Source organism: Pseudomonas citronellolis, assembly GCF_001586155.1.
In the GTDB taxonomy this organism is placed as follows: domain Bacteria; phylum Pseudomonadota; class Gammaproteobacteria; order Pseudomonadales; family Pseudomonadaceae; genus Pseudomonas; species Pseudomonas citronellolis.
Genome location: NZ_CP014158.1, coordinates 998,697 through 1,014,824 on the forward strand (window position 1 = coordinate 998,697; position 16,128 = coordinate 1,014,824).

The 16,128-nt window shown below is 66.1% G+C and carries 16 protein-coding genes; 11 read left to right on the plus strand and 5 right to left on the minus strand.

Annotated elements, in window-relative coordinates:
• Positions 1-35 precede the first annotated feature (35 nt).
• Genes mksF through mksB form a run of 3 tightly spaced genes read right to left on the minus strand, consistent with a single transcriptional unit; the run spans position 36 to position 4,856 of the window.
• On the minus strand, positions 36-2,873 hold the full coding sequence (gene mksF / locus PcP3B5_RS04595) for an Mks condensin complex protein MksF (RefSeq protein ID WP_061560658.1): 2,838 nt from the start codon (positions 2,871-2,873) through the stop codon (positions 36-38).
• Complete coding sequence (mksE, locus tag PcP3B5_RS04600) at positions 2,870-3,589, minus strand: Mks condensin complex protein MksE (protein WP_061560659.1); 720 nt, start codon at positions 3,587-3,589, stop codon at positions 2,870-2,872. Before mksE ends, mksF begins: the two co-directional genes overlap by 4 nt.
• The gene (gene mksB, locus PcP3B5_RS04605; protein ID WP_061560660.1) at positions 3,579-4,856 is read right to left on the minus strand and encodes an Mks condensin complex protein MksB; all 1,278 of its coding nucleotides are present in this window, start codon (positions 4,854-4,856) and stop codon (positions 3,579-3,581) included. Before mksB ends, mksE begins: the two co-directional genes overlap by 11 nt.
• 241 nt (positions 4,857-5,097) lie before the next feature.
• Between mksB and PcP3B5_RS04610 the strand changes: the two genes are divergently transcribed.
• From PcP3B5_RS04610 to PcP3B5_RS04650, 9 genes are all read left to right on the plus strand, one after another.
• The gene (locus tag PcP3B5_RS04610; protein ID WP_009617406.1) at positions 5,098-5,703 is read left to right on the plus strand and encodes a hypothetical protein; all 606 of its coding nucleotides are present in this window, start codon (positions 5,098-5,100) and stop codon (positions 5,701-5,703) included.
• A 160-nt stretch (positions 5,704-5,863) separates the two neighbouring features.
• Positions 5,864-6,928, plus strand: coding sequence for a hypothetical protein (locus PcP3B5_RS04615; protein ID WP_009617411.1), 1,065 nt, complete (start codon positions 5,864-5,866; stop codon positions 6,926-6,928).
• Between the two features lie 14 nt (positions 6,929-6,942).
• A complete protein-coding gene (locus tag PcP3B5_RS04620) occupies positions 6,943-7,488 on the plus strand; it encodes a hypothetical protein (protein WP_061560661.1) in 546 nt (181 codons plus the stop codon).
• Positions 7,489-7,531: 43 nt separating this feature from the next.
• Positions 7,532-8,551, plus strand: a complete 1,020-nt coding sequence (locus PcP3B5_RS04625; protein ID WP_058071548.1) for a DUF6160 family protein — start codon at positions 7,532-7,534, stop codon at positions 8,549-8,551.
• A gap of 106 nt (positions 8,552-8,657) precedes the next feature.
• Positions 8,658-9,467 (plus strand): hypothetical protein, encoded by an 810-nt coding sequence (locus PcP3B5_RS04630; RefSeq protein ID WP_061560662.1) that lies wholly within the window; start codon positions 8,658-8,660, stop codon positions 9,465-9,467.
• A complete protein-coding gene (gene rimI, locus PcP3B5_RS04635; protein ID WP_009617416.1) occupies positions 9,464-9,916 on the plus strand; it encodes a ribosomal protein S18-alanine N-acetyltransferase in 453 nt (150 codons plus the stop codon). The genes PcP3B5_RS04630 and rimI overlap by 4 nt, the downstream gene beginning before the upstream one ends.
• Before the next feature lie 162 nt (positions 9,917-10,078).
• Complete coding sequence (locus PcP3B5_RS04640; protein WP_061560663.1) at positions 10,079-11,323, plus strand: C69 family dipeptidase; 1,245 nt, start codon at positions 10,079-10,081, stop codon at positions 11,321-11,323.
• A gap of 66 nt (positions 11,324-11,389) precedes the next feature.
• Positions 11,390-12,034, plus strand: coding sequence for a carbonate dehydratase (can, locus tag PcP3B5_RS04645; protein ID WP_009617419.1), 645 nt, complete (start codon positions 11,390-11,392; stop codon positions 12,032-12,034).
• 87 nt (positions 12,035-12,121) lie between these two features.
• A complete protein-coding gene (locus PcP3B5_RS04650) occupies positions 12,122-13,117 on the plus strand; it encodes an isocitrate/isopropylmalate dehydrogenase family protein (RefSeq protein WP_061560664.1) in 996 nt (331 codons plus the stop codon).
• A gap of 2 nt (positions 13,118-13,119) precedes the next feature.
• Here the strand turns inward: PcP3B5_RS04650 and PcP3B5_RS04655 are convergent, their stop codons facing one another.
• Positions 13,120-13,314, minus strand: a complete 195-nt coding sequence (locus PcP3B5_RS04655) for a hypothetical protein (RefSeq protein ID WP_009617424.1) — start codon at positions 13,312-13,314, stop codon at positions 13,120-13,122.
• Between the two features lie 301 nt (positions 13,315-13,615).
• Between PcP3B5_RS04655 and PcP3B5_RS04660 the strand changes: the two genes are divergently transcribed.
• Both PcP3B5_RS04660 and PcP3B5_RS04665 read left to right on the plus strand, forming a co-directional pair.
• Positions 13,616-13,873, plus strand: a complete 258-nt coding sequence (locus PcP3B5_RS04660; RefSeq protein WP_061563199.1) for a type II toxin-antitoxin system Phd/YefM family antitoxin — start codon at positions 13,616-13,618, stop codon at positions 13,871-13,873.
• A 26-nt stretch (positions 13,874-13,899) separates the two neighbouring features.
• The gene (locus PcP3B5_RS04665) at positions 13,900-14,151 is read left to right on the plus strand and encodes a HigA family addiction module antitoxin (RefSeq protein ID WP_061560665.1); all 252 of its coding nucleotides are present in this window, start codon (positions 13,900-13,902) and stop codon (positions 14,149-14,151) included.
• 615 nt (positions 14,152-14,766) lie between these two features.
• Here PcP3B5_RS04665 and PcP3B5_RS31300 read toward each other — a convergent pair.
• Positions 14,767-16,122 carry a P-loop NTPase family protein gene (locus tag PcP3B5_RS31300; RefSeq protein ID WP_009617427.1) on the minus strand — a complete coding sequence of 452 codons (1,356 nt, stop codon included), beginning with the start codon at positions 16,120-16,122 and terminating at the stop codon, positions 14,767-14,769.
• Between the last annotated feature and the right edge of the window lie 6 nt (positions 16,123-16,128).

The following is a 16,128-nucleotide window of genomic DNA, read 5'->3' on the forward strand; positions in this document are numbered from 1 at the left end:
TGCCGCCGCCGGCTGCGCGCCGGCGGCGGGGGCGCTCAGGCCGGCTCCGCGGCCTCTTCGGCCGTGGCGGCGGGGTGGTCGACGGCCAGTTCGCGGCGGCGGATGAACTTCCAGTCGGCCTCGTCGATGTAGATGCCGTTGGGCCCGCTGCCGCCTTCCAGGTCGATGGCCACCTGCGCCGAGACCTGCGGCTTGACGCTCGCCAGGATCGGCACGAAGCCCAGCTGCAGGCTGGTTTCCAGCAGCGCGGCCTGGTTGCGTTCGTCGATGTCGGCGGCCTCGTCGAGGTAGTAGGGCAGGCGGATGCGCCCGGCCTGCTCGCGGTCCATCAGGTGCAGCAACAGGTACATGTTGGTCAGCGCCTTGATGGTCATGGTGGTGCCGTTGGAGGCGGCGCCGTCGATGTCGGTGTGGACGATCGGCTGGCCGCCGACCTTGGTGATCTCGAACGCCAGCTCGAACAGGTCCTTCAGGCCCAACTGGTTGTTGTTCGCCGCCACCAGGCGCGACAGGTAGTCCTTGGCTTCCTCGTTCTTGGCATCCTGCTCGGCGCTCTGCGTCAGGTCGAACACCGAGAGGTTCTCGCCTTCCTCGTACTGGCCAGCGCTGTGGATGATCTGGTCGATGTGCTTGAGCGCTTCCTTGTTCGGCGCCAGCACGATGCGGAAGCTCTGCAGGTTCGACACCTGGCGCTTGTTGATCTCGCGGTTGAACAGCGCCAGCTGGTGCTCGAGGTTGTCGTAGTCGCTGCGGATGTTGCGCAGCGTCCGCGCGATGTCGGTCACTGCCGCACGGCGCGCCTTGGCCAGGGTCAGGGCTTCGTCGGTGCGGTGCGCGTAGGCGTTGATCAGCAGTTGCAGGCGGCGCTCGGGGTCGTCCTCGCTGTCGAACTTGGCCACGCCCTTCAGGCGCACCTGGGCGTACAGCGCCTCGATCTGGCCGTCGATGCGCTGCAGTTGCTGCCAGGTGTCCTGGTAGTCGTTGAGCAGCGGCAGCAGGTTGTCCAGGGAGTCGTCCACCGGTTCCATGAACGGCGTGCCGAACGGCAGGTCGGCGGGCAGCAACTGGCGGCGGCGCAGGGCGTCGTCGAGGGTGCGCTGCTTGGCTTCCAGGTCGGCCAGCTGGCGGCCCACCAGTTGCAGCTTGGCGGAGAGCTGCTGGACGCGCTCGGTGAAGGCGTCGGCCGAGCGCTTGAGCTCGTCCTGGGTGGCTTCCAGTTGCGCGAGTTTTTCCAGCTTGGCCGGTTCCTCGGCGCTCAGCGTCTCGCTGCGGCGGAAGTCTTCCAGGGCCTTCTGCGCGTCGAGCACGTCCTGGTACAGCTTGTCGGCCTGGGCCTTGCTGGCGTTGCGGTCGGCGGCCACGGCCTGCTGCGTCTTGAGCTGCTTGAGCTCCTTCTCCAGGCGTTCCTTCTGGTCGCGCAGGGCGGCGCGGTCGGCCAGGGCCTGCAGCGCCGGCGGCTCGATGTGCGAGAGGTCGATGGCAAGGCCCGGCACTTCGAAGCGCTCGCCCTTGAAGGCGTCGAGGATCTTCTCGACGCTGCCCACCCACTGGCCTTCCTCGTCCAGGCTCACGCCCTTGTCGCCCAGCGGCAGGCTGAACAGCGCGCCGTTGAACAGGCGCATCAGGCGCTCCACGTCCTGCTGCGAGAATTCCTCGCGCAGGCGCGCATAGCTGTTGTTGTCGGCGTGTTCGAGCTGCTGGCGCACGCTCTTCACGCGCTTCTCCAGGTCGCGCACGCGCTCGTCCAGGTCTTCGCTGGAGAACTGCCGCGAGTGGGCCAGGGCGCCGGCCAGCTCGTCGTGGGCGTCCTTGGCGGCGAGCAGCTGCTGTTCCAGGACCTTGGCGTCCTCGACCAGGGCGAAGCGGTTCTTCAGCACCGCCAGCTCACCCATCCAGCGCTGGATCTCGCTGATCTCGCGCTCCAGGCGCATCAGCTCGGCGGTGCCGCCGCGCTGTTCGTTCTGCAGGCCGTCCTGCTCGCTGCGGTAGTGCTCGGCCTGGATCACCAGCTCTTCCTTGCGCGCCCCGGCGTAGTCTTCCCAGGTGCCCAGCAGGTTGTCGAGCAGCGGCGAGAGGCGGTGCATCTTGCCGCGCAGGAATTCGCGCTGCTGCACGCCGTTGGCCAGCGCCTCGACCAGCGGGCCGGCGGCGACCAGGGCCTGGTAGTCGCCCTCCATGCGGCGCACGTCGCGGAAGGCTTCCTCGCAGGCGGCGATGTAGTCGACGCTGCCCGAGCGCAGGCTGTGCTCGAAGGCGTCGAGGAACAGCTGCTTGAGCTTGGCCGCGGTGATTTCGCGCATGTGCAGCAGGTTGATAAACAGCGAGCGGAAGGTCTTCAGGCTCTGCTCGCTGGTGGAGCGCAGCGGGATCAGCGTCAGGTCCAGCGGCACCGAGGTGTGGCCGCCGACCAGCAGCCGGCGCAGCTCGTCGGGCTTGAGCTCGTAGGCCTTCAGGCCGGCGCGCTCCAGGCTGGCGTACAGCTCGCGCAGGCGCAGGCAGGTGCCGTTCTTCTGGTAGTGCTCCAGGTCCAGCTCGCCCTGGTAGGCGAAGAACTGGTGGCCGAAGCCGCCGCCCGGACCGCGCCCGCCGCAGCCGATGACGTGGCGGCCGTGGGGCAGTTCCAGCTCGATGAGGATGTAGCTGGTGTCGGTGGCGAAGTAGAACTTGCGCGAGGCTTCCAGGCTGTACTTGCCGAAGCTCATGTCCGACATGCGCGCCAGGATCGGGAACTGCAGCGCGTTGATCGAGGCGGACTTGCCGAGGTTGTTGGCGCCGTAGACCGACAGCGGCTGCTCCAGGGGGAACACGCCGAGGCTGTAGCCGGCGGTGTTGAGCAGGGCGAAGCGGCGAATGCCGTAGCGTTCCTGGGTCATGCCTGGGCCTCCATGTCGGCTTGTTCTTCGGCGATGGCGCGGGCGAGGGCGTCTTCCTCGCTTTCCGCTTCTTCAATGAGCGGCGTGGCCGGATCGGCGGGTTCTTCCAGGCTGACGATGGGCTCTTCGTCCTCCTCGGCCAGGGCCGGGGCGACGTAGGCCAGGTCCTTGGCGTGCAGGCTGGCGGCCAGGTCGCGGTCCTGCTGCACCGACAGGCAGACGTCGAGGAAGCGGTGCACAGGCGGCAGGAAGCGGTACACGCCGTTGTCCTCGGCGGCGAAGCCGAGCTGGGTCATCCGCCGCATGACCTTCTCTTCCAGTTCCTCCTGGGTGGTCACCTCGGCCTGCAGGAACAGGTCGCGGTACTTCTCCAGCAGCGGCGGCAGCTCGTCGCGGCCGATGCTGCCGCCGTCGAGCACGGCCAGCGGGTCGCGCCCCTGGTCGGCCAGGTGCTCCACCAGGATGAAGGTGAACAGCGCCAGGCGCTGGGCGGTCTTGTTGACCTGGGCGCCGATCTGCTCGGGGACGAAGTAGTAGAAGCCGCGGGTGTCGCAGACCAGCTCGAAGCCCAGCGAACGGAACAGCGCGCGGTACTGGTCCTGCTGGTTGGACAGCTGGCTGTACAGCTCGGGGTCGCGGCGGCTGATGTGGAAGCCCTTGAACAGCTCGCGGAAGATGGGCCCGAGCTGGGTCAGTTCGGAAAGATCAATTTGCATGGGGTTCGCTCGCTTTGTCGGCCTTGCCGCTCGGGGCGGCGAGCAGGGCGAAGGAGCACAGGCTGACGCTGTGCTGGGCGGTATCGTAGTCGCGGCGCTCCAGGCGCTCGCGCTGGAAGCGGCCGTCGCGCGACAGGCGCGAGAACCAGTAGAGCAGCTCGTCGGTAGCGCCCTCGGGCTCCTGCTGCAGCAGCCAGACCATCAGGTCCGGCAGCGGCAGGGCGGCCTGGCAGCGCTCGAGCATCTCCCGCGCGGTGCGTGGCGCGTTGCGCGGGCCGTCGCCGCCGCGCTTGCCGGTCGCCTTGGGGAAGTGCGCCGGCTTGGGCTCGAAGCGGGCCAGGGCGAAGACGTAGCTTTCCACCTGCGAGGCGCTGCCGAGGAAGGTGCTCTGCGGCCGGGTGAACAGCGGCAGGGAGGCCTGGGGCACGGCGTCGATGCCCTTGCGGCGGATCACCGACAGGGCCAGCGCGGCGCCGCGGGTGATCGCGTTGTGTCGGCGGGCTTCCTCGCGCAGTGGCAGCAGCAGCTCGCGGGCGCGACGCAGGGTGAGCTGGGCGGTGGTCTGCATTTCCAGGATGCGCGCGTGGGTGCGCAGCAGCTGGTCGTCGTCCACCAGATGGCCCAGGCGCTGCTGTTCGCCCAGCAGGCGCAGCAGCACCTGCTCGACGCGGCGCACGCCCTGCTCGAAGGCGCCGTCGGCGGAAACCAGCTGGATCATCGGTTCGACGTACTCGTCCCAGGTCGCCAGGACCTCGGCGTAGCGCTGGCGCAGGGGAATCTGCCGGTCGCTGGTCTTGGCCCGCTCGGCCACGGCGATCAGCGCCTGTTCGTCGTTGGCCAGCTTCTTCAGCACGTCGCGCACGCGCATGTCGAGCAGGCGCAGCTGGCGCGCCAGGTCGTTGCCGTCGCGCACCTCGAAGGCGTCGCGGATGTAGCCGGCCAGGCGCTCCAGGTGGCGCAGGTAGGCCTCGATCTCCAGGCACAGGCCCAGGCGGTGCTCGTGGCGCAGGTAGGCGAGGAAGTCGTGGATCTGGGCGTTCAGCTCGAAGCGGTTGGGGCTCTTGGCCACCGGCACCAGGATGTCCAGGCGGATCCACTGGTCGAGCAGGGCGGTGACGTCCGCCGGGCTGCCTTCGGGCAGCTGCGCCGTGAGTTGCAGGCGCAGCTCCGCCAGGGCCAGGGTGCCGCTGTCGAAGCGCTCGCAGAGCGGTTCGAGCAGGGCCCAGTGTTCGGCGAGGGCGCGCAGTACGCGTCGGGGGTCGATCATCGGGTAGCCGCTGTTGACGGGTAAAGGGGGCGATTGTACTGCAAAGGTCCGCCCGCGGCGGAAGGGGTGACGAAACGCGGCAGTTTACGCCGTGAGGGATGTCGCCACGGCCCTGAAAAACGGCGTTAACCCCCTGAAATTCCTGGCATGTTTTCTGCCAGTTGGCCAGGGCCTGTTCTCGTTTCGTTCGCTCGTGAACGAAACGGGAACAGGCCCTGACAGTCAGTAGCCAATTGCCGCCATGACATACGACGCCGCACTCGCCAAGGCCCGCTGGGCCGAACTGGAGCGCCAGGACGACCTGGACTGGGACCTGGACGCCATCACCGACCGCAGCGAGGCCATCGACTTCCTCAGGCGCTTCGAGAACCGCCTGTGCATCTATTCCTCCTACGTGGAGAAGCTCTACAGCAACTACAGCTTCGTGATCCCGGAGAGCCAGGAGGGCGGCATCACCATCCTGCCCAACGAGCAGGCCTGGTTCGACACCTTCCACGACATCCCCGCCGATGCCGTGGAGCCCACCGGCATCCACATCCTGCCCGGCGAGACCATGGGCCACAGCGGCCTGTACCTGAAGATCCCCGGCGAGCACCGCCTGGTGGGCTCCGCCGAGCTGCCGTTCCAGGACGGCCTGAAGCTGCTGATCCGCCGCTACCGCATGCGCGACGAGCCCTTCCTGCCGGTGCTGGTCAAGGGCGACCTGCGCGAGTACGAGGCGCGCATGCCCTCGCTGCACCTGCACCGGCTGAACAGCGCGAAGCTGCAGGCGCAGTCGCGGCTGAACCTGGAGGCCATAAAAGGCGCCATCGCCGAGCACCTGATCGGGCTGTTCCGCCACGGCTGACGCGGCTGTTACGCCGGTGTGACCTTGGGTAACACGGCGGCCACCTGCCAGCAGGCGATTCTCGACTATGGGTCGGGCCGCAAGGGCCGACGACTCCCTATAGTGGCAGACAGGGCTTTTGCCCCTTGGTCGGCGAACGAGAAAAGAACAAGAGGTGGCCATGGCCAGCAGCCGTATCAGCCTTCCGCGCCCCGCCCGCATTGCGCTGGCGACCGGCGCCTGCCTTGCCTGGATGGCCCTGGCGGCGCGCGCCGACATGGTCGCCCTGGACGACGAGCAGCTGTCCGACGTGCAGGGCGCCGGCATCGGCTTCGTGGTGGACAACGCCATGATCGACGGCAGCAAGGCCACCACCAACATCACCGGGCTGAAAGACCCCAACGGCAAGGACGTCTCCATCGCGGTGCGCAACCTCTACCTGGGCGCCACCGGCAGCAACCACGGCAGCAACCTGCAGCCGGTGACCATCGGCCGCCTGACCTACCCCTTCAAGCTCAACCTGGCCAAGGGCTCGGTGCTCACCACCCAGCTCGCCGACGGCCGCGTGGTCAACACCCTGCCCAGCGACGCCGACGTGCTCGAACTGGCCTTCCCGCCGCTGATCGCCAACAACGCCGGGCAGCCCTGCATCAGCGGCTACGCCGGCGCCGGCAGCGGCTGTTCGAGCCGCGCCAGCGAGAAGGTCGACCTGGGCGCGCGCTTCGACTTCACCGTGCCGGTCAGCGGCGGCACCCGCACCGACGTGCTGGCCCTGGACTTCCAGGACCTGGCGATGGACGGCAGCTACCTGCGCCTGTGGGGCTCCAGCGCGCGCAGCCAACTGGTCGGCGAACTGCGCCTGAACCTCTACGCCAAGACCCTCGACATCCTTTCCTGCGCCGCGGGCAACGCCAACTGCGCCAGCGCGGCGGAGAAGGCCGCGCGCAGCGTCTACCTGACCAACGCCTACGCCAGCGTCGCCCTGGGCTACGGCAAGTCCCAGCCGCTGCTGCTGTCGGTGACCGCCGACGGCAACTTCACCTTCGAGCTGCCCATGCTGACCGCGGCCAACGCCGCGGACTTCTACGCCAACGCGCCGCGCACCAGCCTGGTGATCGACAACCTGAACATCGGCGGCACCCGGGCCTCCTACGGCGCGGTGCCGACCGGCGGCGTCAACCTGGGGCGCAGCGAGCTGTCCGGGTTGAGCTTCAACTACCTCAAAGTCACTTCCCACAACCTCTGACGGAGCACGGCACGATGAGCTTTCCACCGCTGCTTCCGCCCCGCCGCCGGCTCCGGGCCGCCGCCGTCGCCCTGCTGGCGATGCTGGCCGGCCCGCTCGCCCAGGCGGAACTGCGCACCCTGCCGGACGACGACCTCGGCCTGGTAGTGGGCCAGGACGGCCTGAGCCTGGGCGTCACGGTCAACATCCAGAAGACCCCCGGCATCACCCGTTGCCCGGGCGGCTGCGGCGCGCGGGTGGCGATCCAGCCGGCGGGCAGCGGCAACAACTTCCTGGTGCTGGACAACATCAGCGGGACCTTCAGCTTCGACGAGGTCACCGTGGACATCCTCTCCATCAACAGCGGCTTCGGCGGCGACGGCGCCGCCTTCAACCGCCAGGTCCTGCGGGTCGGCCTGAAGGACGTCAACTTCGACAACATCAGCCTGACCCTGGCCGGCGCCAACAAGGCCCGCAGCACCGACGCCGGCCTGGTGCAGACCGACCTGCTCAGCGCCCGCGTCGACGGCGTGCTGCACGTGCAGGGCAACCTCAACCTGTTCCAGGTCCCGGCCCGATGAGGGGAGCGCCCATGGCCGGGACCAAGCTCCAGGGGGAAAACCCATGACCTTCCTTTCCATACGGCGCCTGCTGCTGGCCGGCGTGCTGCTGTGCCTGGCCGGCGGCGCGAACGCCGAGCTGCGGGCGCTGAGCGACAGCCAGCTGTCCGACGTCACCGGCCAGGCCTTCATCAACCTGGCCACCGACGCCGCCGCGGGCATCAACTACACCCGCCTGAACATCGGCGCCACGGTGGAAACGCAGCTGAACATGAACAAGCTGCAGCTCGGCCTCTACGACCGCGCCGGCGAAGCCGCCAACAGCGCGGACATCTCCATCAACAACTTCGCCCTGGGCACGGTCAACAACCAGACCGGGCAGATCAACCCCTTCACCATCGTCGATCCCTACGTCGAGTTCGCCTACGACGGCAACAAGATGGTCGGCGTGCGCATCGGCTTCAACCAGGCCAAGGGCGTGCTTTCCGGCGACATCCAGTCGCTGACCGGGAACATTCCGGTGCACATCAAGGGCACTGCCGACGCCATCTACAACAAGGCCACGGTAGGGCAGCAACTGCTGCTCGGCCTGGCGGGCATCTACCGCAGCAGCACGGTGGAGGCGGATGCCGGCCTGGTCACCTCCGGCGGCGCCAGCGACCCGGTGCGCGGCACCTACGCCGGCATGACCAACGGCTCGCGGCTGGACTGCACCAACGGCTGCGTGCCGCTGTGGACGGACATCGTCACCGGGCTGTTCACCTCCAACAGCTGCGCCATCCTCGGCATCACCACCTGCTTCAAGCTCAGCCAGTTCCAGTCGCTACCGGTGGGCGACCTGAGCCAGGCCGGCCTGGCCGGCGCCGCCAAGGGCTTCTTCATCTCCCTGCAGAGCCAGGACGTGCAGTGGCGCGACATGGACTCCGGGCAGATGATCACCGCGCTCAAGGGCGCCTTCATGAACATGCCCAAGTACCGCGACGCCAACGGCAACCTGGTTTCGCCGATCAACATCGACTTCAACCAGGCCTTCAACGGCATCCCCCGCCAGGACACCTGCGTCGGCATGAACAAGGGCTGCTGAGCGGCCCATCCGCCGGCCGGCCTTTCCGTCGGGCGCGTTTCACGCGACAATTCCGCTCCGTTGCGTTTAGCCCTGCGCCCGCAGGATGCCCACAGGTACAGGACTCTTGATCGAAGAAGCCCGCCGCCGCGCCTACCTTGGCGCCATGCAGGTCGCCTCCTGGCTGCCGCGCGTGGTGCTGCCTTTCGCCGCGCCTTCGCGCCCGCAGCTGCTGGAAGCGCCGGAGCCCGTCCAGGCCCCGGCGCCGAGCGCCGTGCCCGAAACCGCCCGCACGCCGGCCGCCGCGCCGGAGAAACCGGCGCCGACGGCCGAGGCCCGGCCCTCGATCCCGGTGGTGGTGCCGCGCCCCGCCGCCCAGGCCCGCACGCCGGTGGCCGCAGAAGTGCCCGCCGAAGCCGAGGCGCCTGCGCCCCGTGCGCCGGTCGAGCCGCCGCCGCGTTTCAGCCTGCAACTATTGCGCGCCGGCGATTGCGCGCTGCTGGTCGAGCTGCCTACCGGCGAGCCCCTGGCCAGCCGCGACCCGGCCTACCTGCTGCTCAAGGACCTGCTGCGCGCCGCCGGCCTGCCGGACAGCCCGCAACTGCTCGGCGAGCCGGTGCGCTGGCCGCTGCTTTCCGGCGGCAACATGGACCAGGGCCCGCAGGCGGCCCGCGAGTTCGTCCAGGGCTTCGTCGCCGCGCGCCTGGAAGACAGCGGCCCGTGCCGCTGCCTGTGGCTGGTCGGCCGGCCGGCCGTGCGCTTCGCCGGCGAGGCGGACGACGAGGCGATGCTGCGCGAGCTGCAGATCGAGGAACTGGGCGTGGCCTGGGCCATCCCCGGCCTGGAGCGGCTGAGCGACGAACCCGCCCTCAAGGGCGAACTGTGGCGTGCCATGCGCCGGGTGCGCCAGCGCTGGCTGGACCAGGACGCAGAATGACCGACGCCATTTCCTTCCGCCCGATGACCGAGGCGGATCTCGACGCCGTGCTCAAGATCGAATACGCCGCCTTCAGCCACCCCTGGACCCGCGGCATCTTCACCGACGGCTTGAAGAGCTACGATTGCTGGCTGATGTTCGAAGGCACCCAGCAGGTCGGCCATGGCGTCATCCAGATCATCCTCGACGAGGCGCACCTGCTGAACATCACGGTGAAGCCGGAAAGCCAGGGCCGCGGCCTCGGCTTGCGCCTGCTCGAACACCTGATGGCGCGGGCCGGCGAGCTGGGCGCGCGGGAGTGCTTCCTGGAGGTGCGCGAGACCAACCAGAGCGCCTACCGCCTATACGAGCGCTTCGGCTTCAACGAGATCGGCCGCCGGCGCGGCTACTACCCGGCGGTGGGCGGGCGCGAGGACGCCCTGGTGATGGCCTGCACGCTGCTCGACTGACCGTCATCCAGGCCATATCCGGCCGCCGCGCACAGGCGTAGGCTGGCGATCGATAACAAGAACAAGGTCGCGACATGAAGCCAACCGCTGCAGCGGCGGCGCCTGCCCGTCGTCATCCGCTTCCCGCCTCACATGCCGCCGGCGCGCGGCAGGAGGGCGTGCATGTGTGACACCCTCGTCCTGCGCGCCGACGGCTGCACCTGGTTCGCCAAGAACAGCGACCGCGAACCCTCCGAACCCCAGCGCCTGCTGCGCCTGCCCGCGGTGCGCGGCGATACGGCCAGGCAGATGCGCGCCACCTACCTGGAGATTCCCCAGGTCGCCGACCGCCATGCCGTCATCCTCAGCCAGCCCGCTTGGCTGTGGGGCGCGGAAATGGGCGTGAACGAGCACGGCGTGGCCATCGGCAACGAAGCGGTCTTCACCCGCCTGCTGGACCAGACCGGCGAGGCGCTGCTGGGCATGGACCTGGTGCGCCTGGGCCTGGAGCGCGGCGCCAGCGCGCGAGAAGCCCTGGAAGTGATCATCGGCCTGCTGGAACGCCACGGCCAGGGCGGGCCGGCGGGCTTTCGCAACAAGCGCCTGCGCTACGACAACAGCTTCGTCATCGCCGATGCCGGCGAGGCCTGGGTGCTGGAGACCGCCGGCCGCCTGTGGGCGGCGCGGCGGGTGGAGCGCTGCGCCATCTCCAACGCCCTGAGCATCGGCCACGAATACGACCTGTGCAGCCACGACCTGCCGGCTCACGCCCGGCGCCTGGGCTGCTGGAACGGCCGCGGCGACTTCCACTTCGCCCGCGCCTTCGACGGCCGCCTGCTGCCCTGGGTGGCCGGGGCGCACCAGCGCCGGCGGATGAACCAGGAGTTCCTCGCCAGCTGCCCGCGCCAGCCCGGCTGGGAGGCCCTGGTGGTCGCCCTGCGCAACCATGGCCGGCGCGACCACAACTTCACCCGCCACGACAACCGCCAGGTGTGCATGCACGCCGGCAGCTTCTGGCGCCCCTCGCAGACCACCGCCAGCCTCATCGCCCGCCTGGGCCCGGACGGCCCGCGCCTGGCCGCCACCGGCACCTCGGCGCCGTGCCTGTCGCTGTTCCAGCCGCTGGGCTTCGAGGCGGCCGCCGGCGCCAGCCTGCTCAGCAAGGCCGACGAGCCGCTGGAGCAATCCCTCTGGTGCCGTTTCGAAGCGGTGCACCGCCGCGCCCTGGTGGATGCCGAATTCGCCGCCGCCCTGCGCGCCGGGCACGCCTGGCTTGAGGCCGAGCAACTCGCCGCGCTGGACCGCCGCAACCCCGACTGGGCGCACCTGGCCGCCGAAGCCGAGGCCTGGCACGCCGCCTGGCAGCAACTCGCCGGGCAACTGGAGCCGCGCCTGCCGCGCTGGTGGCGGCAGCACGCCACGCCTTGAGCCATAGTGCTTGTCAAAGGCTGTCGGCGTTACGTAAGGTGCGCCAGCCGCAGAGGAGGAGCCACCATGAGCGACCTGGAACAACTGTTCGAGAACAACGCCCGCTGGGCCGAAGCAATCAATCGCGAGGACCCTGACTTCTTCGCCAAGCTGGCCCGCCAGCAGGCACCGGAATACCTGTGGATCGGCTGCTCCGATGCGCGGGTGCCGGCCAACGAGATCGTCGGCATGCTGCCCGGCGACCTGTTCGTCCACCGCAACGTCGCCAACGTGGTGCTGCACACCGACCTCAACTGCCTGTCGGTGATCCAGTACGCGGTGGACGTGCTCAAGGTGAAACACATCCTGGTCACCGGCCACTACGGCTGCGGTGGCGTGCGCGCCTCGCTGCAGGACCAGCAGTTCGGCCTGATCGACGGCTGGCTGCGGACCATCCGCGACCTCGCCTACGAGTACCGCGACCACCTGTCCCAGTTCGCCAGCGAGGAAGAGCGCGTCGACCGCCTGTGCGAGCTGAACGTCATCCAGCAGGTGGCCAACGTCAGCCACACCACCATCGTGCAGAACGCCTGGCATCGCGGCCAGTCGCTGTCGGTGCACGGCTGCATCTACGGCATCAAGGACGGCCGCTGGAAGAACCTCAACGTCACCGTCAGCGGCCTCGACCAGCTGCCGCCGCAGTACCGCCTGCGCCCCATGGGCGAGGCCTGAGCCGCCCCGTGCCGGTCGTCCGGCCCGCCTCGCCGGGCGCGCCGGGCAGACCGAAGATAGGGATAGGTGACTGACGAAGAGGCGAGCATGCGCGAACTCTGCGTGATCCCCGGCGACGGCATCGGCCGTGAGGTCGTGCCGCCGGCCGTGGCCGTACTGCAGAAACTGCTGCCTGACCTGCGCCTGCGCGAAGCAGAGGCGGGTTGGGAGTGCTTCCAGCGCCACGGCACCTCGGTGCCCGAAGCCACCCTGGAAGCGCTGCGGGCATGCGGAGCCGGGCTGTTCGGCGCGGTGTCCTCGCCCAGCCACAAGGTGGAAGGCTACCGCAGCGCCATCCTGCGCCTGCGCCAGGAACTGGGCCTGTACCTCAACCTGCGCCCGGTGCGCACCTGGCCGGTGGTATCGCCCCACGCCGGCGTCGACCTGCTGATCCTGCGCGAGAACAGCGAAGGCCTGTACAGCGGCCGCGAGCACTGGGAGGCCGACGGCGTGGCCATCGCCGAGCGGGTGATCAGCCGCGCCGCCTGCACGCGCCTGGCCCAGGCCGCATCGCGCATCGCCCGGCAACGCCAGGCGCGGCGCATCACCCTAGTGCACAAGGCCAACGTCCTGCCGCTGACCTGCGGCCTGTTCCGCGACACCTGCCGCGACCTGCTGGCCACCGAAGGCTGGGGCGACGTGCTCGACGAGCGCCTGGTGGACGTGGCGGCCCTGCAACTGGTGGAGCGCCCGGAAGCCTTCGACCTGATCGTCACCAGCAACCTGTTCGGCGACATCCTCTCCGACCTCGCCAGCCACTGGGGCGGCGGCCTGGCCCTGGCGCCCTCGCTCAATCTGGGCGAGCAACTGGCCCTGGCCGAACCGGTCCACGGCAGCGCCCCCGATATCGCCGGCAGCGGTCGCGCCAATCCCCTGGCTGCCATCCTCAGCGCCGCCATGCTGCTGCGCTTCCACTGGCACGACGAAACCGGCGCTACACGCATCGAGCGCGCGGTGGAAAGCTTCCTGCGCGAAGAAGGCCACCTCGACCACGGCCTGGAAACCACTCGCGTGGTGGGTGAAGGCGTCCTGCAGCGTCTCTAGGGCTAGCCCAGCTCGGGATGGTCGGCCAGCCAGGCCGCGCAGCCGCTGCCCACGGCCAACAAGGGCAGCACCGTTAGCATCGCGCGCAAGCCTCCGCCCATGGGCAACCCCTGGACGAACAACGTCCATTCCTGGGCCGCCAGCCCGAGCAGCAGGGAAAGACAGACCACGATCAGCGTGCGGACGAGATAACGCATACAAACGCCCTGAAAAGCGGGAAAAAAGAAGCCATCGCCCGCTCGGAGCGGGGGCGGGCAATGGCTATGGGAGGGCAGGGAAATGGAAGAACCTGCGAAGGCAAAGGTAGCGTCCGGGGATAACATTAGCTAGCTAACGAATGCGCGAAGGAGTTTTTCCCGGGGTGAAACAATTCGGGTATCTGGAGTGGGAGCCGATGGGCGGGGCTGCGTCCTACGGCATGCCTTCGCCTGTCATTACAGGAGTGGGGGAGGGGGCATACCGCCGTTGCGGCGAATTCCGGGGCACTCTTCGATCATCATGGGATGCGCTATTGCCCGGAAGTCTTGGAGTCCGCCATGCATCCTTTTCTCCTATGCCCACAACAACCTGAAGAAGCTCATCGAAGATGTTGTCGGTGGCGAGGATTTCATCGTGATTTCTCGTCGAGATGCGCCGGATGCTGTGCTGCTTTCGCTCGATAGCTTCAACGGCCTGATGGAAACCGTCCATCTGCTGAAGTCCCCAGCCAATGCCGCCCGCCTGGCGCGTTCCTTGGCTCAAATGGAGCAGAGATAGTGGATTGCCACTGAGGGAGCTGGACCATGACAACCAACGGCATGCGCCCCATTCATCCTGGGGAAATCCTGCGTGAAGAGTTTCAGCTGGCGCTGGGAATAACTCCGGCCGCTCTGGCTCGCGCCTTGAACGTGTCGGTCCCGACTGTCAAAGACATTGTCCGCGAGCGCCGTGGCGTCACTGCGGATATGGCTATTCGGCTGGGCCGCTACTTCGACACCTCAGCCGGGTTCTGGATGAACCTGCAGAGCCAGTACGAGCTAGCGACTCACGGTTAGAACTACTGGCTCTATGAAAGTATCAGGATGACTCCGAACTCCCAGCGCCTAAAGCTCTCGGGAAATCCGTAGGGCGGATAACGCCGAATCGCGGACAGAGTCCGCTCCTACGGTTCAGGGAAGCATGGGCGTAGGAGCGGACTTCGTCCGCGATTGGACTTGCCGGCCACGCCTGCCGTCCAGATGGCACTGCGTGTTCAGGATGACTCTGGAGTTTCCGGCAGCTCCAACGGCCCCCTCTCCCTCCGGGAGAGGGCTGGGGTGAGGGGAGCGGAGCCAGGATCAGGTACCTTCGCTGAGCCAACGCATCGCTTACTTAAATGAACAGCGGGATGCGGTGGGACTTGAGGGCGCGAGAGGGAGGGCCAGGTTGCTGACGCTTTGTAATCGCCGCCCAAAAGAAAAGGGATTAGCTTGCGCTAACCCCTTGAAAATAATGGTGGCTACACCGGGACTTGAACCTGGGACATCAGCATTATGAATCGCATGAGACACCCCACGTCTCACCCTAAAGCCCCATGAATCGGGGCCTTCCGAGGGGCTGATAGCTGGTTCAACCTCGCTGTTTCACGCTGGCGCTATGATGTAGTCACCACTGACTCAGACATCAAAGCGCTATTTTCCGGCTTTTTCTGTGAAAAGACCGTATGAGTGGCCCAGTCTTGCAATGCCTCTGAGTCGGTAGTTTACTGCTTTCCCCTCCTGCTCTCGTACAAGGAGGTTCATACCATAAAGTTTAGTCAGATAATTGCTGGAAAAATCTTGCAAAGTTCTGAAGTTAAAGTCTTTGAACTCGCTTGGTCTGGCTTTTCCTTTTTCACCAATTTGGTGAAGGACAATTTTTTCTTTTGGCTTAAGAGACAAGCCTTTAATCTCTGACTCTACAATCTGTCTTAAGTAGCTGACGCAGAGACTGTGATCGATTTGGTCGTTAATCATCTGCTTGCCAATTGCTTGATCGAGGTATTCATTCAAGGCTCGTCTATTGGCTGTTTTGTTTTTTTCAAGGACGACTTGGCGAATTTTCTCTACGAATTTTGTACAGATTGAATTGCTGTATTTGAAGACGAATCGCATTTCTCCGTAGGATGCTTCAAATAGCATTTTGTGAGTATCGATAGTTAGAGGGGCAGTTCCATTTTGGGATTTGTGGAACTTCTTTACTCGTGCTGATATTGCAGAGTTTAACTCGTCAAGCTCAATAGGGGTGATCTCAATTCCCGACCCTGTTGTGCGCTCAAATACTCTAGGGTCAAGGGATTGGATTAGGCTTCCAAGTCCGCTTTGTCCGATGAGTACCCACCATAAGTTTGGGATGCTGAATAGTGTGTCCCTGAAGGAAATAAGCATCGCTTTTAGCTGATCTTCTTTCAGATTCTCAAGGTTGTCTAAAGTTATAATTGAGCATTCAAATCCGAGGGTCGCTGCGGCTTCTGAAGCTAATGCTTCGATTGCGTTAACGATTGATTCGAAAGAAGCGTCTGCGAGGCTCGGTAGGTCGACACTTCGTCCAATGTTTCCTCCGTTGCCAAAAATCTGAATCCCAAAGTCGAATCCTGTATTAGCACCAGTTAGCCACTTTCCGATTTTCTTGGTTTCGGTTGGAATCAGTTGGCCTTTGATTCTGCACCATTCTTCAATTGACTTGTGCAGGGAGTCGAGCGCTCGTACTGCAATGGTCCTAACGTCGTCGCCAGGTTGTATAGGGCATAGTTTTCGTGATGCTAGTGCATGAGGACCTATAATTGCTTCTTGACTTTCTAAAAGATATTGTTGAACGTTAAAGAAACTCGTTTTTCCGACGCCTGGCGCACCGGAGAGTATCAGAACACCTTTCCTGTCGGTTTCGAGTTGTGTACAGAATTCTATAGACTCTTTTTCGCGTCCGACTAAAAGCTCAACATCTTCTTTTCGAGATTTCAGGGGGTCCGTGTTGTAGGGGCTTTCTCTGAAGCCTAATGATTCCCACATAATTAA